Raw genomic sequence first — 26,517 nt, 5'->3', positions numbered from 1 at the left:
TTATGGCCTGGGCCGAAAGTAGGTGCCGTGAAGGGCGGACGTCAAGCCTCGTCCGGTCCGTAACGTCCCCGCACGAGCGTCCCCGCACGGCCGTGCGACCGCGTATCCGAACGAGTTGTCCCCAACAGTCGTGTCCGAGCTGGACCCCGAGCAGAACGGAGACCGGCCGATGGCTCTCACCGTCGGAGTGATCGGCCCCGAGGACCTGGTGCACAAGGTCCTCGCGGTCGGCCGCGCATCGGGCGCGGACCGGCTCGTACCGCTTGCCTACCAGCACGAGGACGAGACCCTCGGCATGGTCGTACGGGCCCAGTCGGAGACCGACGCCCTGCTGTTCACCGGGGTCGTACCGCACTCACTCGCCGCGGCGGAGGGGCTGCTCGACCGGCCCGCCATGTATGTCCCCTACAGCGGGGCGACCCTGCTCAGGGCCCTGGTGGAGCTGCTGAGGCTGGGGCACGACGTCTCCCGGATCTCCATCGACACCCTGCGCCGGGGTGAGGTCATGGAGACGCTGACCGAGGCGAAGCTGCCGACCGAGCATGTACACGTACTGCCCCACCGGCCGGGGCTGACCTCGCGGAATCTCGCGGACTTCCATCTGGACGCGCGGGACAGAAAAGGGACGCGGGTCGCCCTGACCTGTCTCGGTTCGGCGTACCAGCTGCTGGAACACGAGATGCACGCCGTACGGCTCGCCCCCTCCCGTCACTCCATCCGCGCCACGCTCCAGGCACTGGTCCTCGCCACCGCCGGGGCGCACAGCGGTGACGCACAGGTCGCGCTCGGGATCGTCGATCTGCCCGAGCCGGACGCGGAGGACCGTGATCCGGCCGCCGACCGGGAGCTGGCGGCGGATCTGCGCGTTCTCGGGGGCTGCCTCGCCGAGCTGCCCGACGGGCAGCGGCTGGTGGTGACGACGAAGGGGGTGCTGGAGGAGGTGAGCGAGGAGTTCACCCGGCTGCCCTTCCTGGACGACCTCGGCGCCCGGCACGGTTCGGCGCATGTGGGCTTCGGCCTCGGGCGGACGGCCGCCGAAGCGGAATCGCTGGCCAGACGGGCGGTGAACCGCGCGCGTTCGGTGGGCCCGGTCGCCGGGGTCGTCTGTATGACGGACGACGTGGATATCGTCATCGACGCGGAACGCAATCCTCCGCCGGAGGGCTCGGGGCCGGAGACCACGGCCGCGCTCGCCCGCCGCACCGGCCTCAACCCCAGAACGCTGGAGCGCCTGCGCGAGCTGGTGGTCCAGGCCGGGGACGACGGCATCACCGCCCATCTCGTGGCCGAGCGCCTCACCGTCCAGCAGCGCACGGCACGCCGGATCCTCAAGCGCCTCGAACGCTCGGGAGTCGCCGTGCCCACGGGCAGCCGGCAGGAGGGACAGACCGGCCGCCCCCCGATCGTCTACCGCGTACGCCTCTGAGCGCCACTGGACTCTTATTACGGTCCGGGCCGTAACCCTAAGGAGCCGTGATTGAAGATCGCCTCGGTCCATACGCGCGTCGTCAGGGCCCCCTATCGACGCCCCTTCGTCATCAGCAGCGGGACCAGTCCCGAACTGATCAGCCTCGTGGTCGAGATACGCACCGCGGAGGGCGTCACCGGCTTCGGTGAGGCGTCCCCGATGACCGCGTACACCGGTGAGACCCTCGCCGGCCTGGAGACCGCCCTCACCCAGCATGTCGCGCCCGCGCTCATCGGCCGTGATCCACGCGATCTGGCGGGGGCGCACACCGCGATGGACACCGCGATACGCGGCCAGCATCTCGCGAAGGCCGCGCTCGACATCGCCCTGCACGATCTGGTGGCGCGGGCGGCGGGGTGGCCGCTGTATCTGCTGCTCGGCGGCGGTGTCCGCACCAGCGTGCCCACCGCCTGGGTCGTCGGCCTCGGCTCCATGGAGGAGATGGCGGCGGAGGCGGCCGACTACGCCGCCCGCGGCTTCACCCACATCAAGGTCAAGGGCGGGGAGGACCCCGAACTCGACATCCGGCTGGTGCGGCTGGTCCGCGAGACGGTTCCGGCGGCAGTCGAACTCTGCCTCGACGCCAATGAGGGCTATGACCCGGGGACCGCCGGGCGTACGGTCACCCGGCTCGCCGACGCGGGCCTCGACCTCATCGAACAGCCGCTGCCCCGCTGGGACTTGACCGGAATGGCCGCGCTGCGGCGCGTGGGCGCGGTGCGGGTGATGGCCGACGAGAGCATGCAGTCGCTGCACGACGCGATGGAGATCGTGCGCCGGGGGGCGGCGGATGTCCTCAACATCAAGATCCTCAAGGTGGGGGGTCTGCACCGGGCCCGCCAGATCGCGGCGCTGGCGGAGGCCGCGGGGCTGGTGGTGAAGCTCGGCACGATGCCGGAGCTGGGGGTGGCGACGCTGGCGGCGGCGCACCTCACGGCGGCGCTGCCGCATGCGACGGTGCCGGCGGATCTGGTGGGGCCGCTGCTGGTGACGGAGGATCCGCTGGCCTGCGCGGTGTTCGCTCCCGCGGCGCGAACGGGCCATGTGGACCTGCCGTCCACCCCCGGCCTGGGCCACCACCTCTAGGGTGCTTCTGCCGCTCCCTCTCGGCCCGCCCCGGCCGGTGGCCCAACTCCCGCGCCCCCATGCGCGCCCACGTTGCCGCCCCCGGCCGGGCCAACTCCGGTACCCCGGCATGCACATGCTGTCCCCCGGGCCGGGCCCAACTCCCGTACCCGGCGGTACCTCGGCGGGGCATGTTGCCGGATCGCCCCCTGCCAGGCGCCAACTTCCGTACCTCAGCCGCCCGCAGGCCACCGACCTCCGCGCACTGCTCCATCTCCCCGGCCGGACGCCCGGCGCCGGGGCCACCCCGGGACCCAGCCCGCAGAGCACTCACGCCTGCCTGCCCCGGGGAACCCAACTCCCCCGCCCCAGGCGCCCGTACGGCGCGGCCCCCTGAGCCGCCCATTCCCGCGCGGGCCCCTTGCGGGGGCGTCGCCCCCGAACCCCCAGTCCTCAAACGCCGGACGGGCTGATTTCCCTGCCCCACCCACGCCAGGCAACCCCCACTCCCGGCACGGGCTTTGTCCTCGATCGCCGGACGGGCTGCATTTCCCGCGCCACCCACGCCAGGCAACCCCCACCCCGGGTCAAGCTCCATCCTCAGACGCCGGACAGGCTGATTTCCCTGCCCTTGCCCGCAACAGCAGCCCCACCCCGGGCACAGGATCCGTCCTCAAACGCCGGACGGGCTGAATCTCCCGCCCCGCCCACCCCAGGCACGGGGGTCGTCCTCAAACGCCGGACGGGCTGAATCTCCCGCCCCGCCCACCCCGGGCACGGGCTTTGTCCTCAAACGCCGGACAGGCTGACATTCACGCACCCCCGGGCGAAGGACCTCACCATCGCCGGACGGGTTGACATACAAGCCCGTCCGGCGATTGAGGACGAGCCCCGGCCCCGGGCAACCGCACACTCACAGGCACCCGCACCCGGAAAAACCAGCCCGTCCGGCGATTGAGGACGGACCCCGCCCGCGGGCTACCGCACCCCGGGAAGCGCGCCGGCGCCGGACCACCCGAATCCAGCCCGTCCGGCGATTGAGGACAGAACCGTGCCCGCGGGCAACCCGCACCCCGGCCGCCCGGCCCAGGGAAACCGGGAAACGGGGAAACCGGGAAACCCAGCCCGTCCGGCGCCTGAGGACAGACACAGGCCACCACCCCCACCCCCCACAACCCTCGCAGAATTCACTTCGCCGTCACCCATTGACTAGGGACATCCCTGTACCTACGCTCCCCATGTCCACGGTTGTCCCCATACAAAGTGCGGTGCATCGATGAAGATCGCTGTTGTCGGTAGCTACGGCGCCGGTCTCACCATGCGAGTCCCCAGGTCCCCTGCGGCAGGTGAAACCCTCTCCGGCGGCGTGTTCGACTCCGGCCCCGGCGGCAAGGGCAGCAATCAGGCCATCGGTGCCGCCAGGCTCGGCGCGGAGGTCTCGTTGCTGACGGCCGTCGGGGACGACGACTTCGGCCGGGCCGCCCGCGCGCTGTGGCGTACGGAAGGCGTCCGCGCCGAGCATGTGGTGACGGCCACCGCCCCGACGATGGTCGGATTCATCCTGGTCGAGCCCTCGGGGGAGAACAGGATCGCCATCGCCCCGGGCGCGCTGGACGAGCTGGACGCCGCCGCGGTCGAGACCTTCGCCGCTCAGATCGCGGACGCCGACATCCTCGTGGTCTCCATGGAGATCCCCGAGGAGGCCGTGGCCGCCGCCCTGCGCGCGGGCCGCGCCGCCGGCACCCGGACGCTGCTCAATCCCGCGCCCGCCCGGCCGCTCCCGGACGACCTGTGGCCGTTCATCGACGTGATCACACCGAACCAGACCGAGGCACCCGTACTGCTGGGCCTCGGCGCGGGCCACGGACTCGACGACGAGGCCCTCGTACGGGCCCTGCGCGAGCGCACCGGGGGAATCGCCGTCCTCACCCGGGGCGGCGAGGGAGCGCTGATCGCCCAGGCGTCCGGAGTGACGGCGGCCCCGCCGTACCGGGTCGAGAACGTCGTCGACACCACCGGCGCGGGCGACTCGTTCACCGCCGCGCTCGCCGTCACGCTCGCGGAGGGCCGCGGCCCCGAAGAGGCCGTACGGTTCGCCGCCGCCGCGGGCGCCCACACCGTGACCGTCGCCGGGGTCGTCCCCGCCCTGCCCACCCGAGACCAGCTGAACGCCCGGATTGGAAACGCCCCGTGACCTCTACGACCCCGACCACCGCGCCGGCGCGGGAGTTCTCCCTCCCGTTGCGCAGACTGCTGCACGCCCGCGAATCCGGCGTCTTCGCCGCCCTCGTCCTGCTCTTCCTGCTCGGCACCGTCCTCACCCCGGGCTTCGCGCAGTCCGACAACCTGCTGTCGGTCGGCCAGCAGATCGCCCAGATCGGCATCATGGCCGTCGGCGTGACGTTCGTGATCATCAACGGTGAGATCGATCTGTCCGTGGGCTCGACCTACGCGCTGTCGGCGATCTCCACCGGAATGCTGATCTCGGACGGCTGGTCCTGGCCCCTCGCGATGGCGGCCGGGCTCGCCGTCGGGGCCCTGGCGGGTCTGCTCAACGGGCTGGCCGTCGTCGTCCTCGGTGTGCCGTCGTTCATCGTCACCCTCGGCACGCTCAGTGTCTTCCGGGGGATCGCCCTGCTGATCTCCGACGGCGCCCCGATCTCGCTCAGCTCCTCGCAGGAAGGAGTCGCCGAGTTCAACCTCCTCGGCCAGGGGGAACTGTTCGGGGTCATTCCGATGCAGCTCGTGCTCTTCGCGGCCGTCGCCGTCCTCGGTGTGGTGCTCCTGGCCCGTTCGCGCTTCGGCTTCAACTCCTACGCCGTCGGCGGCAACCAGGAGGCCGCCCGGCTGGTCGGCGTCAACGTCAAGCGGGTCAAGCTGACCGCGTTCGTCCTCTCCGGCTTCGCCGCGGGCCTCGCCGGCGTGCTGGGCCTGTCCTTCCTCTCGTACGTCCAGGGCGTCACCGGGCAGGGGCTGGAACTGACCGTGATCTCCGCGGTCATCATCGGCGGGGCGGCCCTCTTCGGCGGCTCCGGCACCATGTGGGGCACCGTCATCGGTGTCGCCTTCATCGGACTGCTCCAGAACATCCTGAACATCAAGGGCATCTCCTCCTTCTGGCAGACCGTCGTCACCGGCCTGGTCATCGTCGCCGCCGTCGCGGCCGACACCTGGCAGCGCAAGCGCAAATCCCGGGCCTGAGGGCCCTCCCGCAGGCCGGAGCCCCCGCCCGGACGGGCCGGCGGCCGGACCACACCCCCGATTGCGCCACACCCCCGACTGCGCCCCACCCCCGCGTGCGCCACACCCCGGGCCACCGCATATGCCGAGAACCTCCAAGGAGTCCCCGATGTCCTCCCGTACCCTGCTCAGAACCCTCGTCGCCGCGACCACCGCCACGGCCGCCCTCACCCTGACCGCCTGCGGAGCCGTCAAGCCCGCGGACGGCGGCGGCTCGAAGGACGGCTCGTTCGAGATGGCGTCCTACATCCAGAAGCGGATCGACGACAAGAAGCCGATGCGCATCAAGCTGAGCTACCACGACCCGTCCCTCGCCTTCGCCACCCCGATCGGCGCGGGCATGAAGAAGGCGGGCAAGGAGTTCGGCGCCGAGACCGCGCTCATCGGCCCCACCGGCGGCGACGCGGCCCAGCAGGTGTCCGAGATCCAGACGCTCATCCAGCAGAAGGCCGTCGACGGTCTCGCCGTCTCCTCCGCGTCGAGCGACGCGCTCAAGCCGGTCATCGCGCAGGCGTACGACGCGGGTATCCCCGTTATCTCCTTCAACACCGACAACCCCGACTCGAAGCAGATGGGCTTCGTCGGCCAGGACCTCAAGGCATCGGGCAAGTCCCAGGCCGAGCGGCTGCTGAAGGACCTGGGCACGGTCAACAAGGGCAAGGTCGTCGTCTTCTCCGTGGACACCGGGGCGGGCTGGTCCCACGACCGGTTCGGCGGCTTCAAGGAGGGCATGGCCAAGAGCGGTCTGGAGATCGTCGGCCCGGTGAACGTGGGCAATGAGCCCAGCGCGGCCTACAACACGGTCGAGTCGACGATGTCCGGGCAGTCCGGTGTGGTCGGCATCGCCGGGCTCGACTGCTGTTCCACGACGGCCGCGGCCAAGTGGGTGTCGGGCTCGCCCGACAAGGACTCCATCGTCATGGGCGGCTTCGACCTGCTCCCGCAGACGGCCGAGTACCTCACCAGCGGTGTCGTCGACTTCACGATCAGCCAGAACCCGACCGAGCAGGGCTACCAGGCCGTCAAGGTGCTCAACGACTTCCTCACCGAGGGAACCGAGATCACCGGCGTGAACACGGGCGCGCAGTTCGTCACCCGCGAGAACCTCGGCGAAGCCACGGTGGAGAAGTAATGGCCGCCGCACCCCGCGGATCCGCGACCCGCGCGACCGCCGGCACCGGCGCCGCGGCCACCGCCGCCGCCCCTGACGTGGGCAACGGCGCCCCGGCGATCAGTGTCCGGGGGCTGTCCCGCAACTTCGGTCCCGTACGCGCCCTGTCCGACGTCTCCTTCGACGTCCCCGCAGGGGAGATCACCGCACTGCTCGGCGAGAACGGCGCGGGCAAGTCCACCCTGCTGAAGATCCTGGCCGGGCTGCAGCCGCCCAGCGACGGCACGGTCACCGTCTTCGGCGAGGAGGTCACCTCCTTCTCCCCCAGCACGATGCTCGACCGCTACGGCGTGGCCATCGTCCCCCAGGAACTCTCCCTGCTGCCCGACCGCAGCGTGGCCGAGAACGTCCTCAGCGGGGTGGAGCCGGGGAACCGCTGGTTCCCCTCCCGCCGGCAGATGGTGGAGCGCACCCGTGAACTCCTCGCCGGGCTGGATCTGGACCTGGACCCGGCCGTCCCCGTACGGTCGCTGGACCTCGCCACCCAGCAGCTCGTCGTGGTCGCCCGCTCCATCGCCCGCGGCTGCCGCGTCCTGATCCTGGACGAGCCGACGGCGATGCTCACCCCCGCCGAGGCCGAGCGGCTGTTCACCCTGATGGACGGCCTCAAGGCGGCCGGTACGACCATGCTGTACGTCTCCCACCGCATGCCGGAGGTCTTCCGGCTGGCGGACCGGATCGAGGTGCTGCGCGACGGTTCGCACGTGGCCTCCTGGCGGGGCGCCGACACCACGCCCGAGGAGGCGGTCGCCGCCATGGTCGGTCGCGAGCTGGGCCAGTTCGCGCGGCGCGACGCCCGGGCGGCCGATCCCGGGATCCCGCCGGCCCTGCGGGTCCGGGAACTGAGCGGCAAGCGGCACTCCGGGGTCTCCTTCGAGGTGCGGCCCGGTGAGATCCTCGGTGTGGCCGGGCTGCCGGACTCGGGCCGGGTGGAGCTGCTGCACAATCTGTTCGGCGGCGACCGGGGCACCGGCGGTACGGTCGAGCTGCTCGGCGAGCCCTACGAACGGCGCAACCCCATCGCGAGCGTCGAGCGGCGCCTCGCGTTCGTCCCCGGCGAGCGCCGGGCCCAGGGCCTGCTGACCACCATGAGCGTCGGCGACAACGTCGGTGTGCTGACGGCGAAGACGTTCAGCCGGCTCGGCCTCGTCCGCCGCGGCGCCTTCGACCGGCAGGCGGCCGAACAGGCCCGGAGGCTGCGGGTCAAGACGGCCACCATGGGCCAGCCGATCACCAGCCTGTCCGGAGGCAACCAGCAGAAGGCGGTCCTCGGCCGCTGGCTGGCGATCGACCCCGGCGTCCTCATCCTCGACGAGCCCACGCGGGGTGTGGACGTCGGCGCGAAGGCGGAGATCTACGAGCAGTTGTTCGCCCTCGCCGGCAAGGGCCTGGCGATCCTGTGCTCCTCCTCCGACCTGCCCGAACTCCTCACGCTGACCGACCGGATCGCGGTGATGAGCGAGGGCCGGCTGGTCGATGTCGTGGATACCGCGGAGGCGACCGAGGAATCCCTGATGACCCTCGCGACCGGGGCGGCCGCTCCGGCCGCCTGACACCCGCGGCCCCGCCGTCCCCAGCGAACCGCGCCCCCGTCCCCAGCGAACCGCGGCCCCGCCGTACGGACCTCCCGGCCCCGCGACCACCGGCCCGCGGCCCCGCCGCCGTCCCGACCTCCCCACCGAAAGGACCACCACCTCATGAAGCGCACCGGCATCCTCAACGCCGAACTGAGCGGAGCGCTGGCCACGCTCGGGCACACCGACCTGCTGCTCGTCGTGGACGCCGGGTTCCCCGTCCCGCGCGACGCGCACCGCATCGACCTGGCGATCGCGGAGAACCTCCCGGATCTGCGTACCGTGCTCGGCCTGATCGCGGACGAGGTCGTCGTCGAGGGCGTGGTACGGGCCGAGAACGTCCCCACCCACAACCCGCTGCTCGACGGCTGGCTGCGCGACCGGTTCGCCGGGGCCGAGTTCAGCACCCGTCCGCACGCCGAGGTGCTGGGCGAACTGGCCCGCGAGGCCAAGGTCGTCGTCCGTACCGGCGCCTTCGAGCCCTGGGGCAACATCGGCCTGTACTGCGATGTCGACGCCCCCCGGTGGTTCGGCGGCGAGGGCGTGGTGGTTCCCGAGGAGTACGCCTCCAGGATCTGACTTCCGGGCCGGCGCCGAGGTCATCCCGCGTCCGCGGGCCACGCGGCGGGCCCCTGCTTCACCCCCTACCGTTTCACCACAACAGGAGAAGACACTCCATGTCCGAAACCATCACCAACCCCGCCGAACTCAACCTCACCCCAGCCGAGTTGGCGCCCTACATCCAGCACACCCGGATCGAGTCGACCGCCACCCGCGACGACATGATCGCCCACGCGAAGGAAGCGGTCACCCACGGCTTCAACGCGGCCATGGTCTCCGCCTCCTGGGTGCCCGTCGTCGCCGCCGAGCTGGCGGGCACCGGCGTCGGCATCGCGACGGCCCTGGACTTCCCCACGGTCGGCGTGATGACCAGCGCGGGCAAGGCGGCCGAGGCGGCCGAGATCGCCCGGCTCGGTGCGACGCAGCTCGACATCGGTGTCCAGATCGGCTGGCTCAAGAGCGGGATGTACAACGAGTTCCGTGAGGACATCGCGGGCGTCGTCCGCGCCTCCGGACTGCCCGTGAAGGTCATGCTGGAGCTGCCGCTGCTCACCGACTCGGAGAAGGAGGCCGCGGTCGAACTGGCCATGGAGGCCGGTGTCTCCTTCCTCAAGAACTCCAGCAGTGGTCAGATCGAAATCGCGAACCCGACGAGTGTTCGCTACCTTGTTGACCGTGCCCGGGACGGCGTCCAGGTGAAGGCGTCCGGAGCCATCAAGCACCACCAGCAGGCCCTGGACCTCCTGCGCGCCGGTGCCGTTCTGCTCGGCACCAGCGCCGGCGTGGAGATCGTCACCGGCACCGCCGACGACTCGACGACCAGCTACTGACCGGCCAATGCCGTGCCCCGGCCGTCCACAGGCCGGGGCACGGCCCTTTCTCCCCGGAAGGAGACGTGTCACCGTGACGGCCGACGGAGGGCAAACCCCCGACATCAGGCGTGACGTCCCCACGGCCATCCACGCCCAGATCTCGGAGCACATCCGGCTGCGCATCGCGGGCGGCGAGTGGCCCGCGCACTACCGGCTCAAGAGCGAGCCGGAGCTGGCCCAGGAGTTCGGGGTCAGCCGGGGTACTGTTCGTCGCGCCCTGATGACCCTCATCGAGGAGGGGCTGCTGCGGCAGGTGCGGGGGCGCGGCACCTTCGTCACGTCCACGGTGATCGAGCCGGCGATCGCGCAGAAGCTCAGCACCCTCTCGGAGGACTTCGCCAGCCAGGGCGTGGTCACCTCCACGGTGGTGCGCGAGTGCTCGCTGATCACTCCGCCGAGGCCCGTCGCGGCGCTGCTGGACGCGTCGCCCACGACACGGGTGCTGCGTCTGGTGCGGGTCCGCAGCACGGACGAGGGGCCGGTGGCCCTTCTGTTCAACTTCGTACGCACCGATCTCGCGCCCGGTATCGAGGGGGCCGACTTCACGGGATCCAGCCTCTTCGGGATCCTTGAGGGCACCTACGGCCTGAAGATCGCGACGGCCCGCCGTACGTTCAGCGCGGAGGCCGCGTCGCCGGAGGTGGCGCAGGCGCTGGAGCTGCGGACGGGGAGTCCGGTGCAGTACCTCCAGCAGGTGACGTATCTGGCGGACGACCGCCCTGTCGAGTACTCGGACGTCTGGATCCACAGCGGCCGCCTCCGCGTCACCTCCCTCCTCCTCCGCCGCTGACCCCTCCGCCCCGGGACAGCGCCCACCACCCCCAGCCCCTCCGCCGCTCAAGGACAAACCCAGCCCAAGGCAACCCCGACTCCCGGGGCCACGGCACCCAAATCCAGCCCGTCCGGCGATTGAGGACGAACCCCCGCCCGGGGCAACGGCACCCAAACTCCGCACACCCGGCCCCCGGGCCAACCGCAACAAACTCAGCCCGTCCGGCGCTTGAGGACAAAACCCCAGCCGGGGCCAGGCGATCCGCTCTGTCGCGACCGCCCCCGACCCGCTAGCCTTTACGGTCCGGACCGTAAAGGAAAGGTCAGTCAGCATGTCCCAGCACCCCATGCGTCTCGGTCTGTACGTCAACCTCTACGCCGACACCGACGACCGGCCCCGGCTCGCCGACGCCGTCGAACAGGTGCGGCTCGCCGAGGAGGCCGGATTCGACTGGGTGGTGCTGGGCGAACGCCATCTGCACCGGCCCGGCTATCACGAGGCCCTGACCTCACTGGCGTTTCTCGCCGCGCACACCGAGCGGATCGGGCTCGCGACGGCCGGGCTGATCGCGCCGGTCTACCAGCCGGTGTGGCTCGCCGAGACGCTCGCGCACATCGATGTGCTCTCCGGCGGCCGGCTCACGGCCGGATTCGTGCTGGGCTACCGGCCCGAGGAGTTCGCGCTGTACGGCACCCGGGCCGCCGAGCGGGTGCCCCGGTTCGAGGAGTGCCTGGAGCTGGTCACCCGGCTGTGGACCGAGGACGAGGTCAGCCACGAGGGCCGCTGGACCTCCCTGGACCGGGCGTTCCTGTCGCCCCGGCCCGTACAGTCGCCGAGGCCCCGGCTGTGGAACGGCGGCCGGGTCCCGGCCGCGCTGGAGCGCACGGCGTGGATGTGCGACGGCTGGACGACGTCGTTCAACGAGCTGGACTCCGAACTCCCCGAGAAGATCGCCTCCTACCTCTCGTACCCCGCCGGCCCCGCCTCCCTGGGCAAGGAGGTCATCGTCTGCCGGGAGGGCTACGCCGCCGCCACCTCCCAGCAGGCGAGGGCCGCCCTCGAAGCCCCGCTGCGGGAGCTGTACGACGCCTACGGCGGCTGGAAGCGCACCTCGGCGGACGCGGCGCGCTACGCCCAGCCGTGGGAGGACATCGAGGCCCGCTCGGTGATCGGTTCGGTGGAGCAGTGCGCCGAACGGCTGGGGACGTACGGCGCGATGGGCGCGGACGGTGTCGTACTGCGCGTCCAGCCGCCTGGTATGCCGCAGAAGGAGGCCCTGAGCGCGATCGAGACCTTCGGTACGGAGGTGCTGCCCCGCCTCGACGGCTGACCGGGACCGACCGGGCGCCCCACCGGGGCGCCCGGGCCCACCGCGCACCGATGTCCGACGCGCCCCGACGCCCACCCACGCCACAACCCGCGCCCCGCCCGGGCTCATCCCACCCGTACGCCCTCAGCACTTACGCCCCACCCGCACCACAACCCGCGCGGGCCCATCCCACCCGTACTCCGCCACGTGCCCGCGCCACCCCCGCCCCTCAGCGCCTGAAGCGTTCCCCCACCACCCGCGCCGCCTCCGCGATCTGGCCCATCGCCCGGTCGTCGGCCATCAGCATCGGCTGCCGTACCCACACCACGCTCTCCTCCGCCGCCTCCGCGACCGGGCACGGACCGGTCCGTACGGCGTACGGCGTGAGTGAGGGCTCCCGGCTCAGCGAGCGGTACCCGGCGTCCAGCGGCACTCCCTCCGCGGCCATCGCCGCCACGAAGTCCGCCTTGGGCCGCCCGCCGAACGCGGCGCCGTCGTACCGCAGCATCATCAGATGCCGGGTGTGCCGGGTGGTCCCGGGCGGATCGGGGACGGGCTCCAGCCCCTCCACGGGCTCCAGCGCCCGCGCGAGGGTGGCCGCCCGTGCCTCCCGATGGTCGATCTGCGCGTCCAGGAGCGGCAGCTGAGGGTGGAGTACGGCCGACTGGAACTCGGTCATCCGCAGATTCCAGCCCAGCTCCGGATGGTCGTACCAGCCACCGCCGAGAGTGCGCCCGACGTTGTGGAGCGACCAGAGCCGCTCGTACACCCGACGCTCCCCGGTGACGACGACACCGCCCTCACCGGCGGTCATCGCCTTGCTGGACTGGAAACTGAAGCAGGCGGCGTCACCGAGGGTCCCGGCGGGGCGGCCGTGGCGGCTGGCGCCGTGCGCCTGGGCGGCGTCCTCCACGACGGCGAGCCCCCGGCGCGCGGCGACCTCCCGCAGCGCCTCCGTGTCGGCGGGCGCGCCCGCGAGATGGACGGGCATCACGGCCCGGGTACGCGGACCGGCCAGCCGGTCGACCTCGGCGGGGTCCAGATGGAGGGTGTCGGTCACATCGGCGACGACGGGCGCGGCCCCGGCGAGGACGACCGCGGTGGCACTGGCCACGAACGTATAGGCGGGGACGACGACTTCGTCCCCCGGCCGTACCCCGAGGGCGCGCAGCGCCAGGAACAGTCCGACGGTCCCGTTCACCGTGCAGACCCCGTGAGCCGCTCCGACGCTGTCGGCGAAGGCCGCCGCGAAGGTCTCGGTCTCGGTGCCCTGGGTGGCCCCCCACTGCCCGCCGTCCAGGACCCTCAGCAGCCGTTCGCGCTGTTCGGCGGTGGGCGGCGGGGGCCAGGCGGGCCAGCCGTCGGTGCGTACGGGAGTCATAGGAGCCCCTTCAGCAGCCGGTCCATGGTGCCCCCGAGGATCAGGGCCCGGTCGGCTTCGTCGATGTCGGCGAGGAGGACGCGCCCGAGCCCGACGCGCAGATCGAGGAAGACGGCATCGGAGCCGAACACGATCCGCTCGGCGCCCACCTCGGCGACCAGCCGCGCGAGATGGCGGGCTGTGGTCCGGGAGCCGCAGGTCTCCAGGACGATGCTGGGGCAGCGGCCGGCCGCCTCGGCCGCCGCCGCGTGGCCGCCCTCGGGCCAGAGCCCGGCGTGCCCCATGAGCAGGGGGGTTTCGGGCCAGCGGGGTGCCACGACCGCGAACCGGGCCGGGTCGGAGTACGCGGAGCCGTACTCGCTGTGCGCGAGGACGATGCGCCCGCGTCCGGCGGCGATCTCGAAGGCGGGCGCGTAGGCGGGGTGGTCGAGCGGCAGCCGGTGCACCTCGGGATGGAGCTTGACGCCGATGATCCCGGGGGTGTCGAGCAGGTCCCTCAGCCGGTCCGGGGACTCGGGGTCGTGCGGATTGTGGACGGCGTAACCGAGGAGCCGTCCGGGGTGGGCGGCCAGATCCTCCAGGAGGAGGGCGTTTCCGGCGCGGGCGTCGGGGCCGACGGCGAGCAGATGCGATACGCAGGAGACCTGGACTCCGCAGCGGTCCATGACCCGGACGAGAGAGCGGGCGGAGCCGTCGGTGACGGCGAAGGCGGACCAGCGCCCGAGGTGTCCATGGGCGTCGACGATTCTCATCGGGCGGCTCCGGGGTCCCCGCCGTGCGCCCGGCCGGGGCTCCGGCCCGGGGGCCGGTCGCCGTCCGGGACCCGCCCGTCACGCTCCCCGCCGCCGTACCCGTACCCGTTGCCGGCGTTCATGCCCTCCGCGCCTTCTGTGCCTCCTGCGCCTTCCATACCTTCTGTGGGTTCTGTAACGTCGGCGCCGTCCGTACGGGACCCGCCCGCGCCGAAGAGCCGGAGCGCGTTGCCGCCCGCGATCAGGGCCCTGTCCTCGTCCGGCAGTTCCAGGGTGTCCAGCTGGTACCGGGGCCCGGCGTCGTCCGTCACGGGGGCGCCCGTGCCGAACAGGACCCGGTGCGCGCCGAACCGTTCGGCGAACCACTCGACCTGGAGATGCCCGCCGAGGGTCGAGGTGTCGAGGTACACCTCGTGCCGGACGTCCATGAGTTCGGCCAGCTCGCGCAGACGGCGGTAGCCGGTGTCGGTCAGCACGATCCGCAACTCCGGTTCGGCGTCGGCGAACCGCCGGATCTCGTCGCCTCCGGCGCTGTCCAGGCCGAGCAGGACGGTGGTCCGGCGCGCGGCGAGCCGGGCGGCGAGGGCGAACGAGTGCGTCCCGGTGAGGGACCAGCGGTGCTCGGCCGGGCACAGCCGTACCGGGCCGCCCGGCGGCACCCCGGCCGGGCCCTCCGTGCCCAGCGGGCCGGGGACGAGGACCGGCACGGGCCGCAGCCGTCCGCCGCCGTCCGGCAGGGCGGCGTTGCCGTCGCGGGGGTCCCCGTACACGGCGTGGGTGTGCGTCACATACGCGCTGTCGATCCGCAGCCGGTCGAGTTCCCGTAGGAGCCCGGCGCAGTCCCGGCTCGGAACCTCGTCGTACGGCAGCGGGCCGAGCATGCGGTTGACGTCGACGACGGTCATGACTTGAGTCCGGTGGTGGCGATGGAGTCGGTGAGATACCGCTGGAGCAGTCCGAAGACCAGCAGACACGGGATCACGGTGATGGTCGCGCCCGCCATGATCTGGTTGATCGGCACATTCTCGCCCTCCAGGGTGGCGAGACCGACGGTGAGCGTGCGCATCTCGCCGGACTGGCCGATGACGAGCGGCCACAGGAAGTCGTTCCAGTGCCAGAGGAAGACGAAGACCCCGAGGGTGGCGAGGACCGGCCGGATCAGCGGCACGACCACGGTGACGTAGATCCGCCACTCCGACGCGCCGTCGATCTTCGCCGCCTCGAACAGCTCGTCCGGGAGTCCGCTGATGAACTGCCGCATCAGAAACACCGCCTGGGAATTCGCGAGCGTGGGCACGATCATGCCCCAGTAGGTGTCCACTCCGCCCATTTCCGACACAAGGATGTAGTACGGAATGAGGGTGGCCTGGAACGGAACCATCAGGGTCGCGAGGAAGGACCAGAACAGAATCTCCCGGCCGGGGAACTTCTTCTTGGCGAAGGCGTATCCGGCCATGGAAGCGAAGAGCAGGATGAGGACGACGGAGACGACCGAGTAGACCAGGGAGTTGAACACCCACCGCATGATGTCCGCGCTGCCGAGCACATCGGAGAAGTTCTCCCAGGTGGCACGGGCGAGATTGAACGCTCCCGGCAGCGTCTTGCCGCCGGGCGGCGCGAAGGCGACCAGGACCATCACCGCGAACGGGGTGATGGTGACCAGAGCCACCAGGATCAGCAGTACGGGCAGCCTCAGCCGCGCCATTCAGTCCGCCTCCCTGCCGATGAGCCGTCGCTGGATGAGCGAGAAGACGAGTACGACGACGAAGAGGACGATGCCGATCGCGCTGGCGTAGCCGAAGTCGAAGAACTTGAATCCCGAGTCGTACAGGAAATACACCAGTGAGTAGCTGGCGCGTACGGGACCGCCCGAGGTCATCACATACATGGCGTCGAAGACCTGGAACGCCTGGATCGCCTCGATGACGAGTACGAAGAAGAGAATGGGCCGCAGCAGCGGAAGCGTCACCCAGCGGAATCGCTGCCAGGCGTTCGCGCCGTCGATGGTCGCGGCTTCCACGACCTGCTGCGGTATGGCCTGGAGCCCGGCGAGCAGAATGAGCATGGAGTAGCCGAAGCCCTTCCACGCCGAGGTGACGGCGATCGCCGGAAGGACGAGGTTCTCGCTGCCGAGGAAGTCCACGGGGCCGATGGACAGGGCGCCCAGTGCCTCGTTGAGCAGTCCGTCCTCCAGGTCGTAGATCCACTTCCAGATGACGGCGGCCAGCACCACGCTGGTCACGTACGGAAGGAAGAAGACGCCCCGGAAGAAGCCCCTGGCCCACACCGTGCGGTGCAGCAGGACGGCCGTGCCGAGCGAGAGGAGGACGGTGAGGGGGACGAAGACGGCGGTGTAGAGGGCGGTGACCCCGAGGCTCTCCCAGAACAGGTCGTCCTGCATCAGCCGGGTGTAGTTCTCCGCCCCGACGAAGCTCCACTCGCCGTTCAGCCGGTAGTCGGTGAGGGAGAGGAAGAACCCGCCGAGCGTGGGTCCGAACCGGAAGACGAGGAACAGGAGCAGCATCGGGGCGACGAACGCGAGCCCCGCACGGGCCTCGCGCCGCCGTGCGATCTGCCGTGCCCTGCCGCCGCCACGGCCGGCGGCAGGGCGTTCGGGCCGGCGGCCGGACGGGCGGTCCGCCGGGGCGGAGGCCGCCCCGGCGTCGCGGCCCGGCGGCTGCGCCGTCTTGTCGGGCATACTCAACGCTGCCGCGCCAGCAGGTCGTCACCCTGCTTGGCCGCCTCGTCGAGGGCCGCCTTGGGTGTCTTCTTCCCGGTGAGCGCGGCCTGGATCTGCGGGCTGATCAGGGCCATCAACTGCCGTGCCGCCGCGTGCGGCTCCCCGGGGACGGTGTGGGTGAGGGATTCCTGGTACTGCTTGGCGTACGGGCTGGAGTTGGGCACGGTCACATCGGTGCGCGGCGAGAAGTAGCCGCCCGCCTGGCCCATGGCCTGGATCTGCTCCGGCGCGGTCATAAAGGCGATGAACTTCTCGGCGCCGGAGATGTTCTTGCTCTTGGCGTTGATCCCGAGGCCGCCCGGCATACCGAAGCTGACCTGCTCGACGCCGGTCAGGGCGTTGCCGACGATGACGTTCTCCTTGCCCCAGGTCTTCTCGGCGAGGGCCGCGTCGGCGGGGGTGTTGGTGTAGCTCATCGCCACCTCCTGCTTACCGAGCGCCTGGTCGGTGAAGAGGTTGGAGTTCGTCAGCGCGGATTTGGGGACGGCGCCGCTCTTGTAGAGGTCGGTGAGGAAGGTGAGGGCCGCGACACCCTCGGGGCCGTTGAAGGCGACCTTCTTCCCGTCCTCGGCGAAAACCTTGCCGCCCGCCTGCCACAGCAGGGGGTAGAAGCTCATGTTCTGGGAGGCCTCGTTGCTCGCGGAGTAGTCGAGCGTGGTGTGGCCGACCGCCTTCAGTTTGGGCGCGGCGGCCTTGATCTCGTCCCAGGTGGCCGGGGGCTTGGTGATCCCCGCCCTGTCCAGCAGCTTCTTGTTGTAGATCGTGCTGGTGACGGTGTGGTAGATCGGCGCCGCGTAGACCTTGCCGTCCTGCGACATCGCCTCCAGCGCCGCGGGCCGGAACTTGTCCTTCGACTCCTTGAGCCCGCCATCCACGGGCGCGAGGGCGCCGTTGGCGTGATACTGCGGGATCTGGTCCGGCCCGAGGAGCACGATGTCCGGGCCCTTGCCGCCCGCGAACGCGGTGGCGAGCTTCTGGTCCCTGTTCTCCCAGGGCAGCTGCTCGATGACGATGTCCGTGTCCTTCTCCGCGGCCTCGAAGTCCGCCTCGATCTTGTCCCAGAACGCGGCGTTGGCCTTCGGTTCCATGATCACCGGATGCATCCACAAGGTGATCTTTCCCGAGCCCGATCCGCTGTCATCGCCGCCGCAGCCGGCGAGCAGCCCCGCGGTGAGCGTGAACAGTGCGAGGGGTGCTGCGGCGCGCGTGAAGCTTGTCTTCATGAAGGGCCTCCGGAAGAACCTGAGAGGGTGCGCAGTACGAGTTTCGGCCTGGGCCGAAAGTAGCGGCCTCCCTTTCGGCATGTCAATGCTTCTGCGCGTGCCTCCGCGACGAAAGGAAACGGGGGCGTCTCACCGGCGGGCCGTGCGTGATCGCGGGCGGGCCCCGGCCTGCCCTTTCCGGCGACGCGGCCTCTCCCCCGCCACCCCGGACCTCCTTCACCGGTGAGACCGAGCGGGCCGCTCACCTGCGTCACACTGGCCCCGTGAGAAGCGAGAACACCCCCTTCATCGGCGGCCCCCTCGACGGACGGGTGCTCCCCGTACTCGTCGGGGCCACCGGACATCCGCCCAAGTGGTACGAGATCCCCGTGCCGAACGACGACGGCACGCCCCCCACCGTCCACGCGTACCGCCGCATCCCGGCGGGCCACACCAAACGCCTCGGGCTCCAGCGCGGCTGGATCTACGAGTACGCGCCTCAGGGCCGGGAGCGGCGCGAACTGAAGTGGCCCTGGTCGAAACCGCCGGGACGAGCCGACACGCCGTAGAAACCGGGCGCTCCGCCGGAACGAGCCGACACGCCGTAATAACCCCCGACTCCCCCGGGACCGGTGACAGCGTTCCGCCGAATCGGCCACTCGGCGCGCGCTCCGGGCCGACCGGCCCCACGATCCGGCTGTGGGGCGGGGGTCGCCCCCGCAGTCGGAGGTGATGGTGTGTCAGTCAGCTTGCTCCGCACGGTCTGTACGACGGCGCTCGCAACACTCACGGCGGTCACGGTGATCACTGCCGTACCGGGGGACGCCGAGGCCGCCCCCGCGCCCCCGGCCGCCGCGCCCGCGCCCCCCGGCCCGGGGGACTCCGTCAACCCCGGCTCCGACCCCGTCACCGCGCCCGCCCGGGTCGCCGATCTGCTCACCCGGCTCCAGACCCTCTACCGCCAGGCCGAGGACGCCGGTGAGACCCACACCGCCGCCGAGTCGCGGCTGAAGGCCCAGCGCGCGAAGACCGCTCGGCTCGGAAGGGAGCTGACGGCGGCGCGCGACGCGCTCGGGGAGGGCCGGCGGGAGGCGGGCCGGCTCGCCCGGGAGCAGTACCAGGGCCACTCGGAACTCAGCGCCCATCTGCGGCTGCTGCTCGCTCCCAACGCGCGCCGGGCGCTGGACGAGCGTCATCTGATGGAGCGGGCGGCGGCCCACCGGATGGCGACGGTCGCCCGGCTGGACTCGGGCGCGCGGACGGCCCGGCGGCTCGCCGCCGCCTCCCGCAAGGCGCTCGACCGGGAGCGGGCCCTCGCCGCGGCCCGGAAGAAGGCGCGGGACACGGCGGACGCCCGGCTCGGGGAGATCGAGAAGATGCTCGCCTCGCTCACCCCCGAGCAGATCGCCGCGCTCACCACCCCGCAGGCCCAGGAGAGCCTGATCGGCTCGGGCGCCCTCGGCGCCCCGGCCGCAAGCGCCTCGACGGGAAGTGCCCCGGCCGGAAGCCCCTCCGCCGGGAACGGGTCCTCGACCGGGAACGGACCCTCGGGAAAGGGATTCACGGGGAAGGGGTCCGCCGGGGCGCGCACCCCGACCCGGCAGGGCGCGGACGCGGTCCGGTACGCCGTCGAGCAGATCGGCAAGCCGTATGTCTGGGGTGCCACGGGCCCGGAGTCGTACGACTGCTCCGGGCTGACCTCGGTGGCCTGGGCGGCGGCGGGGCGGGAGATCCCGCGGACCAGCCAGGAGCAGTGGCGTGAGCTGCCGAGGGTGCCGGTGCGCTCACTGCGCCCCGGGGACCTGGTGGTCTACTTCCCCGAGGCCACCCATGTGGCGATCTATCTGGGCGACGGCATGGTCGTCCAGGCCCCTCGCCCGGGCACGGTGGTCAAGGTCTCCCCGCTCACGGCCAACCCGGTGCTGGGCGCGGTCCGGCCGGACCCGGAGGGCTCACCCCTGACGGCGTACGCCCCGCCGCCGCTCCCCGAGGGAGCCACGGCGGGGTCGGACACCGGTTACGCCGAGACCGCGGCCCCCGACACGGAAACGGAATCGACCGGGGACACCCATATGGACACAGGCGCAGGAGCGGACGCGAGTACGGACATGGACACCGGCACCGATACGGACACGGCCGGGGACGCAGCCGGGGAAACCGGCAGCGGCTGACGGGAGAGCGGTCGACGCGCGGGCGGCCGCCCGGTTCGGGGCTAGGCCGAGACCCCGCCCCCGGAGGCTCCGCCCGCGACTCCCGCCGCTCCCGCGGCGACCTCGCCGAGATAGGACTCGGCGAGCGCGGGGTCGTAGAAGAAGTTCTCGAAGTCCGCCGGGTTGTTGAAGCCGTTGGCGAACCGGTCGGCGACCGGCTGGAGCTGCCCCGCCGCGCCGATCAGATTCAGTACGTGCTCCGGCGGGGGCGCCAGCATCGCGTTGGTCCACTTGGTGACGTGCCGGGCGGTCTCCCAGTAGCGGTCGAACGCGGACCGCATCCACACCTCGTCGAACGGCTTGTCCCCCTGCTCGGTGATCGACGCGAGATAGGAGGCCGCGCACTTGGACGCGGAGTTCGAGCCCTGGCCGGTGATGGGGTCGTTGGCGACGACGACGTCGGCCACCCCGAGCACCAGGCCGCCGCCGGGCAGCCGCCCGACCGGGTTCCGTACGGTGGGCGCGTACCGCCCGGCGAGGGTGCCGCCCGCGTCGGTCAGCTCGACCTTGGTGGCGCGCGCGTACTCCCACGGGGTGAATCGTTCCATCAGCTCCAGCGTGAGCGAGAGGTGCTCGGCCGGGTCCTTGATCCCCTTGAAGACGTCGACCGGACCGCCGGGAACGCCCTCCCAGAAGAGGATGTCCGCGCGGCCGGAGGTGGTGAAGGTCGGCATCACGAAGAGCTCGCCGACACCGGGGACCAGATTGCAGCGGACCGCGTCGAAGTGGGGGTGCTCCGGGCGGGGCCCGAGGCCGTGCACATAGGCGACGGCGAGGGCGCGCTGGGGGGCGTCGTACGGAGAGCGGGAGGCGTCCCGGCCGAACATGGAGACCAGTTCGCCCTTGCCCGCCGAGATGAGCACCAGGTCATAGGTACGGGCGAAGAAGTCCAGGTCGGAGACCGCGGCACCGTGGATGACGAGCTGGCCGCCGCGCTGGGCGAAGGTCTCCATCCAGCCGGCCATCTTCACGCGCTGGTCGACGGACTGGGCATGGCCGTCGAGCCTGCCGACCCAGTCGATCACCCTCCCCCTGCCTTCGCCGGAGGCGCCGGATTCCGGCCCGGCGGACTCCGGCCCGGCGACGGAGACGCCGAGGCCCTCGATCCTCGGGGCCTGGGACTCCCAGAAGTTGATGTCCAGGTCGCGCTCGTGCTGGAGCGCGGTGTGGAACATGCACTGCGTCGACATGACCCGGCCGGAGCGGATCTCATCGGCCGTGCGGTTGGACATCAGGGTGACCTCGTAGCCCTGCGACTGCAGGCCGAGGGCGAGCTGAAGACCGGACTGACCGGCTCCGACTATGAGTATCTTCCGCATCCGGGGTGTCTCTTCTCTCTATGCTCTCTGTTCACTCAGAAGTTTCCTCGAGCGCGTGGGCGACCAGTGACAGCAGTGACTCGATCACCGTGAACCGCTTACGCGCGTCCATGATCACGATCGGCACATGGACGGGGACGGTCAAGGCCTCCCGTACGTCCTCGGTCTCGAACAGCTCCGAGCCGTCGAAGTGGTTGACGGCGACGATGTACGGCAGCCCGCTGGTCTCGAAGTAGTCGAGCGCGGGGAAGCAGTCCGGCAGCCTGCGGGTGTCGGCGAGCACGACCGCGCCGACCGCGCCCCGGGCCAGGTCGTCCCACATGAACCAGAAGCGCTGCTGACCGGGTGTGCCGAAGACGTACAGCACGAGATCGTCGTCGAGCGTGATCCGCCCGAAGTCCATGGCGACCGTGGTGGTCAGCTTCTCCGGCGTCGCGGCGAGATCGTCGGTCTCCTCGCTGGCCTCGGTCATCAGCGCCTCGGTCCGGAGCGGGGTGATCTCCGAGACGGCGCCGACGAAGGTCGTCTTGCCCACGCCGAAGCCGCCCGCGACGACGACCTTGGCGGCCGTGGGGGCACGGGTGTGGTCCAGCTGCCACGCCTGGAGGCCGTCCTCGGCGGCGGTGGGCTGCCGGGGCACCCGGGCGGGGCCCGCGGCGGGCAGCGTGTCAGAGGCGGCGGAGTCCACTCAGCACCCTTTCGAGCAGTGCGCGTTCCGGGCGTTCGGGGCCGTGCCCCGTGCCGTATACACGAATCTTTCCCTGGTCGGCCAGGTCGCTGAGCAGCACCCTGACGACACCCAGCGGCATCTGGAGGATCGCCGAGACCTCGGCCACGGTACGCATCCGCCGGCACAGCTCGACGATGGCCTGGAGCTCGGGCGTGACCCGCGTGGACAGATCGCCCTTGGGCAGCTCGCGCCGGTCGGCGGGCGCTTCCAGGGCGGCCACGAACGTCTCGACCAGCAGCACATGGCCGAAGCGGGTACGGCCGCCGGTGAGCGAGTACGGCCGTACGCGCGCGGAGCGGTTCTCACCGCGCACCGGCAGCCCGGACGGGGTGGTCGCGGCGGTCACCGGGTGGCCTCCCTGGACAGTCGGAGTTCGCTGCGGAGTTCAGGGGTCAGCACATGTCCGGCACGGCCCACGAACAGGCCCATGTGGTACGCGACCACGGCCATGTCGCAGTCGGCGTCGGCGTGGACCCCGAGCAGCGAACCGTCGCTGATCGACATGATGAACACGCAGGCGTCCTCCATCGCGACCATGGTCTGCTTGACCCCGCCGCCGTCCATCAGCCGGGCGGCGCCGATGGTGAGGCTGCCGATGCCGGAGACGATGGTGGCGAGGTCGGCGCTGGAGCCCCTGGGGCCGCCTTCCCGGTGCACCGGGCCGGTGGGGGTGAGGTTCTGCGCGGGGTCGGAGGAGAGCAGGAGCAGTCCGTCCGACGAGACGACGGCGACGGAGCGCAGTCCTGGCACCTCCTCCACCAGATTGCTCAGCAACCAGTGCAGATTGCGGGCCTCAGTGCTCAGGCCGAACGTCCCGGTCGCAGTCAACTGCGTGCCTCCTCGACTGTGTCCCCCGCTTCTTGTGGTCCCGCCGTGCGCGCGATCTCGGCCTCGGCTTCGCGGCGCCCCTCCTCGGCGGCCTGCTGGAAACCGCCCAGCCTGCGGCGCAGCGCCTCGGCGTCCACGCTGCCGGTACGTGCACCGGGCGCGGGGGCGGGCCTGACGACCCTGGGCGTGCGCTTGGGCAGGCCCTTGTCGGTGACCCGGTCCCAGACGGGCGCGTTCACCGGGCCGGTGGTGGGGAGCGGTCCGGCCGGTGCGGGCGCCCCGGCCTGCTCGGCCCCGGCGCCGGGCCGGTACCCCGTCCCCCGATGGGGAGTCGTGTCGTGCGGTGCGGTGGCGCCCGGCGCCCCTTCGTGGTGCCGTGTCGTGTCGTGCGGTGCGGTGTCGTGGTTGCGGGTTGCGTCGTGGTTGCGGGTTGCGTCGTGCGGTGCGGTGCCGTGCGATCCGGTGTCGTGGTGCGCGGACGTGTGGTGCGGGTGGCCGTCGTCGTACGCGGGCGAGGGACCCGGGATCTCCGGGGTCCCGGGATTCTCCTGGGCGGCGGGTGCCGGCGAGGTCTCCAGGTCCGGCAGCCGCATCTCGAAGGTGGCCTCGTCGCCGCCCCCGGCGTACCCCTGGTACTCCCCGTACCCGGCCCCCGCCGTGTCCTCCGGGTAACCGTCCGCCGTCCGCCCGTGCGCCTCCGGCTCGGGCTCCGTCGCCCGTACGGCGGCCTCGGCCGCCTCCACCACCGGGTCGGGGGCGGCGGAGAGCGCCGGTGCCGCGTGCCGCGGACCGCCGGGCAGGGTGTTGGAGTTGGCCTCGGCGGCCGATCCGGGCAGCTGGACCGGGGGCGTGGCGCCCGGCGCCACGGGACGGCTCTCCGCGGGCGGCTCCTTGGGCAGCAGCGCCTCGGGCAGCACGACGACCGAGGCGATCCCGCCCTGCCGCTGGTCGCGCAGTTGCACCCGTACTCCGTGACGGGCGGCGAGCAGCGCGGTGACGCGCAGTCCGAGCCCCTCCTCACGGCCGGACGGGGTCTCGAACGCGGCCGGGTTCTCCAGGCGTTCGTTCAGCTCGGCGATCCGCCCCGCGGGCATCCCTATGCCGTTGTCCTGGACGGAGAGCATCACCTCGCCGCTCTCCAGCAGCCAGCCCGACAGTTCGACACGGGCGTCCGGCGGCGAGAAGGAGGTCGCGTTCTCCAGGAGTTCGGCGACCAGATGGCTGAGGTCGTCGGCGGCGAACCCGGCGACCTGGGCGTGCGGCGGCAGGGACTGGATGACGACCCGCTCGTACCGCTCGATCTCGCTGACGGCCGCGCGCAGCACATCGACGAGCGGGACCGCGCCCGGGTGCCCCTGGGAGTGCTCGACACCGGCGAGCACCAGCAGGTTCTCGCTGTGGCGGCGCATGACGGTGGCCATGTGGTCGAGCTTGAAGAGGGTGGCGAGCCGGTCCGGGTCCTGCTCGCGCTCCTCCAGCTTCTCGATCACGCCGAGCTGGCGCTCGACCAGGCCGAGGGTCCGCAGGGAGAGATTGACGAAGGTGTGGTCGACGGTGTGGCGCAGCCGGTGGATCTCGGCGGTCAGCTCGTCGGTGCGGCGGCGGGTCTCGGCGCGCTCGGCGGCGAGTTCGGCCGTGAGTTCCGCGCGTTCGGCGGCGAATCGGGCGGCGAGGTCCGCGCGCTGGGAGGCGAGTTCGTCGGCGAGGCGCGCGGTGTCGGGGGCCGGTGCCGGGGCGCTTCCCGCCGGGGCGGTTCCGGGATCGGGCCGGGGTACTGGAACCGGACCCGCCGCAACCGGTTCCACCGGGGAGTACGGGGCCTGGTGGCCGGGGTTCGCGTGGTGCGCGGCCGGGGCGGGCTCCGGGCGCACGGCCCGGGCGCCGAGGTCGAGCACCTTGCCGTGCAGGGCGTTCAGGGACCGTACGACCTGGGCGAACTCGTCGTTGCGGCCCGTGAAACCGACGGGCGTCTCGGCCTCGGGCGCGGTGGCGAGACGGGCCGCTCCGATACGCAGGACGGCGAGCGGGCGGGTGATCGTACGGAGCAGGGCGGCCAGCACCGCGACGGCGAGCAGCAGCAGTCCGCCGAGGACCGCGATCCGTACCTCCAGCGCGGTGACGTCGTCGTCGCGGAGCTGTTCGAGGGCGGTGATCCGCTCGGAGGCCAGCGCGGACTCGACTCCCCGCATCTGCTCGATACGGGCGGTGAGCGAGCTCTCCAGCTCGTTCCGGTCGGAGTCGAGATCGCTCTCCGAGAGCACGGGCTGGTCGGTGAGACGGGTGAGATAGGACTCGGCGGACTTGACCTCGGTGCCGGTGACGGTCGCGGCGAGGGAGTCGCGGGCCTCCTTGCCGGCGGCCTGGTCGAAGTCGGAGAGCGCGGCGAGTTCGCGTACGCGGGACTGCTGGGCGAGGGCGCTCAGGGAGTCACGGGTCCGCTCGGCCGCCTTGTCCTGCTCACTCGACTCCTCGCTGACGGGGAGCCCGGTGACGGGGTCGACCGTCTCCTCACGCTCCTTGGGGCGCGGCATGGAGAGCGCGGCGACGAGCAGCCCCCGGGTGGCCGACGCCTGCTCGACGGCGAGTCCGAGGGCGGCGGGCGCGCGGGTGCCGTCGGCGGCGCGCGGCGGGGTCTTCTCGGTCAGTTCGCCGGCGAGCGCGTGGAGATGGGTGATGACCTCGGTGTACTCGCGGTGGGCCTCCAGCGCGGTGCCGTCGCCGGTGAGCGCGGTTCGGCGTACGGAGGGCACGGTCGCCAGTTCACGGCGCAGTCCGGCGCGGTCGTCGGGGATGGAGCCGCGGATCTCGTCGATCCCCCGGTCGACCCGGGCGCTGTGGGTGTCGGTGGTCTTGCGCCGTTCGTCCCTGGGACCCTTCTGGCGGTCCCGTCCGGCGGCGATGTACGCGGTGACCTCGTCGCGCTCGTCGGCGAGCGAGTGGGCGAGGGTCACGGCCTGCCGGTTGAGCTGGGCGAGCGTCACCAGCCGCTGGGACTCGTGCAGTTCCGTGGAGGTGGCGAGGACACCCGGGGTGCCCGCGCCGACGACGATCAGTCCGACGACGGCGACTCCGACGACCAGCCGACTGCGCACCCGCTTGGCACGGCCACGGGCGACGGGAACCGGCGAAGTGCCCCCGGCCGGGGAGGTCGCTGAGGTCAGTGGGGCGGCCTGAGGGGCCTGGGGCCGCTTCTTCTGCACCGGTGCTCGCAATCCTGCTTGACTCGTCCAGTCTGTGAACCTTGAAGCAGAGATGACGACCGGTCACACACGAGATCCCACCCCTGGCACGACTTCAGACGATTCCAGTGCTTTTGGGAGGGA

At 71.7% G+C, this 26,517-nt stretch carries 23 protein-coding genes; 12 read left to right on the top strand and 11 right to left on the bottom strand.

Annotation, left to right across the window (positions count from 1 at the left end; all coding sequences use genetic code 11):
• Positions 1-130: 130 nt before the first annotated feature.
• From ACIBCM_RS12120 to ACIBCM_RS12075, 10 genes are all read left to right on the top strand, one after another.
• Positions 131-1,426, top strand: coding sequence for a hypothetical protein (locus tag ACIBCM_RS12120; RefSeq protein ID WP_399241996.1), 1,296 nt, complete (start codon positions 131-133; stop codon positions 1,424-1,426).
• A gap of 51 nt (positions 1,427-1,477) precedes the next feature.
• A complete protein-coding gene (locus ACIBCM_RS12115) occupies positions 1,478-2,554 on the top strand; it encodes a mandelate racemase/muconate lactonizing enzyme family protein (RefSeq protein ID WP_399241994.1) in 1,077 nt (358 codons plus the stop codon).
• 1,255 nt (positions 2,555-3,809) lie between these two features.
• The gene (locus ACIBCM_RS12110) at positions 3,810-4,727 is read left to right on the top strand and encodes a ribokinase (protein ID WP_399241992.1); all 918 of its coding nucleotides are present in this window, start codon (positions 3,810-3,812) and stop codon (positions 4,725-4,727) included.
• Positions 4,724-5,734, top strand: a complete 1,011-nt coding sequence (locus ACIBCM_RS12105) for an ABC transporter permease (RefSeq protein ID WP_399241990.1) — start codon at positions 4,724-4,726, stop codon at positions 5,732-5,734. Before ACIBCM_RS12110 ends, ACIBCM_RS12105 begins: the two co-directional genes overlap by 4 nt.
• A gap of 148 nt (positions 5,735-5,882) precedes the next feature.
• The gene (locus ACIBCM_RS12100; protein ID WP_399241988.1) at positions 5,883-6,905 is read left to right on the top strand and encodes a sugar ABC transporter substrate-binding protein; all 1,023 of its coding nucleotides are present in this window, start codon (positions 5,883-5,885) and stop codon (positions 6,903-6,905) included.
• Complete coding sequence (locus tag ACIBCM_RS12095; protein ID WP_399241986.1) at positions 6,905-8,497, top strand: sugar ABC transporter ATP-binding protein; 1,593 nt, start codon at positions 6,905-6,907, stop codon at positions 8,495-8,497. The genes ACIBCM_RS12100 and ACIBCM_RS12095 overlap by 1 nt, the downstream gene beginning before the upstream one ends.
• A 144-nt stretch (positions 8,498-8,641) precedes the next feature.
• Entirely contained in the window at positions 8,642-9,097 is a 456-nt protein-coding gene (gene rbsD / locus ACIBCM_RS12090) for a D-ribose pyranase (protein ID WP_399241984.1), read from the top strand.
• A gap of 98 nt (positions 9,098-9,195) precedes the next feature.
• Positions 9,196-9,909 carry a deoxyribose-phosphate aldolase gene (gene deoC / locus ACIBCM_RS12085; protein WP_399241982.1) on the top strand — a complete coding sequence of 238 codons (714 nt, stop codon included), beginning with the start codon at positions 9,196-9,198 and terminating at the stop codon, positions 9,907-9,909.
• Between the two features lie 73 nt (positions 9,910-9,982).
• The gene (locus tag ACIBCM_RS12080) at positions 9,983-10,741 is read left to right on the top strand and encodes a GntR family transcriptional regulator (RefSeq protein WP_399241980.1); all 759 of its coding nucleotides are present in this window, start codon (positions 9,983-9,985) and stop codon (positions 10,739-10,741) included.
• Between the two features lie 313 nt (positions 10,742-11,054).
• Entirely contained in the window at positions 11,055-12,053 is a 999-nt protein-coding gene (locus ACIBCM_RS12075; RefSeq protein ID WP_399241978.1) for an LLM class flavin-dependent oxidoreductase, read from the top strand.
• A gap of 208 nt (positions 12,054-12,261) precedes the next feature.
• Here the strand turns inward: ACIBCM_RS12075 and ACIBCM_RS12070 are convergent, their stop codons facing one another.
• From ACIBCM_RS12070 to ACIBCM_RS12045, 6 genes are read right to left on the bottom strand one after another with little or no spacing between them, the layout of a single operon-like run.
• Positions 12,262-13,413 carry a DegT/DnrJ/EryC1/StrS family aminotransferase gene (locus ACIBCM_RS12070; protein WP_399241976.1) on the bottom strand — a complete coding sequence of 384 codons (1,152 nt, stop codon included), beginning with the start codon at positions 13,411-13,413 and terminating at the stop codon, positions 12,262-12,264.
• Positions 13,410-14,165 carry an amidohydrolase family protein gene (locus ACIBCM_RS12065; RefSeq protein WP_399241974.1) on the bottom strand — a complete coding sequence of 252 codons (756 nt, stop codon included), beginning with the start codon at positions 14,163-14,165 and terminating at the stop codon, positions 13,410-13,412. Before ACIBCM_RS12065 ends, ACIBCM_RS12070 begins: the two co-directional genes overlap by 4 nt.
• The gene (locus tag ACIBCM_RS12060) at positions 14,162-15,070 is read right to left on the bottom strand and encodes an amidohydrolase family protein (protein ID WP_399241972.1); all 909 of its coding nucleotides are present in this window, start codon (positions 15,068-15,070) and stop codon (positions 14,162-14,164) included. Before ACIBCM_RS12060 ends, ACIBCM_RS12065 begins: the two co-directional genes overlap by 4 nt.
• Positions 15,067-15,870 (bottom strand): carbohydrate ABC transporter permease, encoded by an 804-nt coding sequence (locus ACIBCM_RS12055; protein WP_399241970.1) that lies wholly within the window; start codon positions 15,868-15,870, stop codon positions 15,067-15,069. The genes ACIBCM_RS12060 and ACIBCM_RS12055 overlap by 4 nt, the downstream gene beginning before the upstream one ends.
• Positions 15,871-16,863 (bottom strand): carbohydrate ABC transporter permease, encoded by a 993-nt coding sequence (locus tag ACIBCM_RS12050; protein WP_399241968.1) that lies wholly within the window; start codon positions 16,861-16,863, stop codon positions 15,871-15,873.
• Between the two features lie 2 nt (positions 16,864-16,865).
• Positions 16,866-18,128: an extracellular solute-binding protein gene (locus tag ACIBCM_RS12045; RefSeq protein WP_399241965.1), complete on the bottom strand. Its 1,263-nt coding sequence runs from the start codon at positions 18,126-18,128 to the stop codon at positions 16,866-16,868.
• 263 nt (positions 18,129-18,391) lie between these two features.
• Between ACIBCM_RS12045 and ACIBCM_RS12040 the strand changes: the two genes are divergently transcribed.
• Positions 18,392-18,676, top strand: coding sequence for a hypothetical protein (locus tag ACIBCM_RS12040; protein ID WP_399241963.1), 285 nt, complete (start codon positions 18,392-18,394; stop codon positions 18,674-18,676).
• 168 nt (positions 18,677-18,844) lie between these two features.
• On the top strand, positions 18,845-20,278 hold the full coding sequence (locus ACIBCM_RS12035) for a C40 family peptidase (RefSeq protein WP_399241961.1): 1,434 nt from the start codon (positions 18,845-18,847) through the stop codon (positions 20,276-20,278).
• Positions 20,279-20,319: 41 nt separating this feature from the next.
• Here ACIBCM_RS12035 and ACIBCM_RS12030 read toward each other — a convergent pair whose 3' ends face one another.
• From ACIBCM_RS12030 to ACIBCM_RS12010, 5 genes are read right to left on the bottom strand one after another with little or no spacing between them, the layout of a single operon-like run.
• Positions 20,320-21,636 carry a styrene monooxygenase/indole monooxygenase family protein gene (locus tag ACIBCM_RS12030; protein ID WP_399241959.1) on the bottom strand — a complete coding sequence of 439 codons (1,317 nt, stop codon included), beginning with the start codon at positions 21,634-21,636 and terminating at the stop codon, positions 20,320-20,322.
• A gap of 31 nt (positions 21,637-21,667) precedes the next feature.
• The gene (locus ACIBCM_RS12025) at positions 21,668-22,324 is read right to left on the bottom strand and encodes a GTP-binding protein (protein ID WP_399241956.1); all 657 of its coding nucleotides are present in this window, start codon (positions 22,322-22,324) and stop codon (positions 21,668-21,670) included.
• A complete protein-coding gene (locus ACIBCM_RS12020) occupies positions 22,305-22,712 on the bottom strand; it encodes a DUF742 domain-containing protein (RefSeq protein ID WP_399241954.1) in 408 nt (135 codons plus the stop codon). Before ACIBCM_RS12020 ends, ACIBCM_RS12025 begins: the two co-directional genes overlap by 20 nt.
• Positions 22,709-23,194 carry a roadblock/LC7 domain-containing protein gene (locus ACIBCM_RS12015; RefSeq protein WP_399241953.1) on the bottom strand — a complete coding sequence of 162 codons (486 nt, stop codon included), beginning with the start codon at positions 23,192-23,194 and terminating at the stop codon, positions 22,709-22,711. The genes ACIBCM_RS12020 and ACIBCM_RS12015 overlap by 4 nt, the downstream gene beginning before the upstream one ends.
• Positions 23,191-26,394 carry a nitrate- and nitrite sensing domain-containing protein gene (locus ACIBCM_RS12010; RefSeq protein WP_399241951.1) on the bottom strand — a complete coding sequence of 1,068 codons (3,204 nt, stop codon included), beginning with the start codon at positions 26,392-26,394 and terminating at the stop codon, positions 23,191-23,193. Before ACIBCM_RS12010 ends, ACIBCM_RS12015 begins: the two co-directional genes overlap by 4 nt.
• Positions 26,395-26,517: the final 123 nt, after the last annotated feature.

Origin of the sequence: Streptomyces sp. NPDC051018, assembly GCF_044456085.1 — a bacterium.
Taxonomy (GTDB): Bacteria; Actinomycetota; Actinomycetes; order Streptomycetales; family Streptomycetaceae; genus Streptomyces.
Note: the sequence above shows the minus strand (reverse complement) of the source record. Positions and strands in the feature narration are given on the sequence as shown.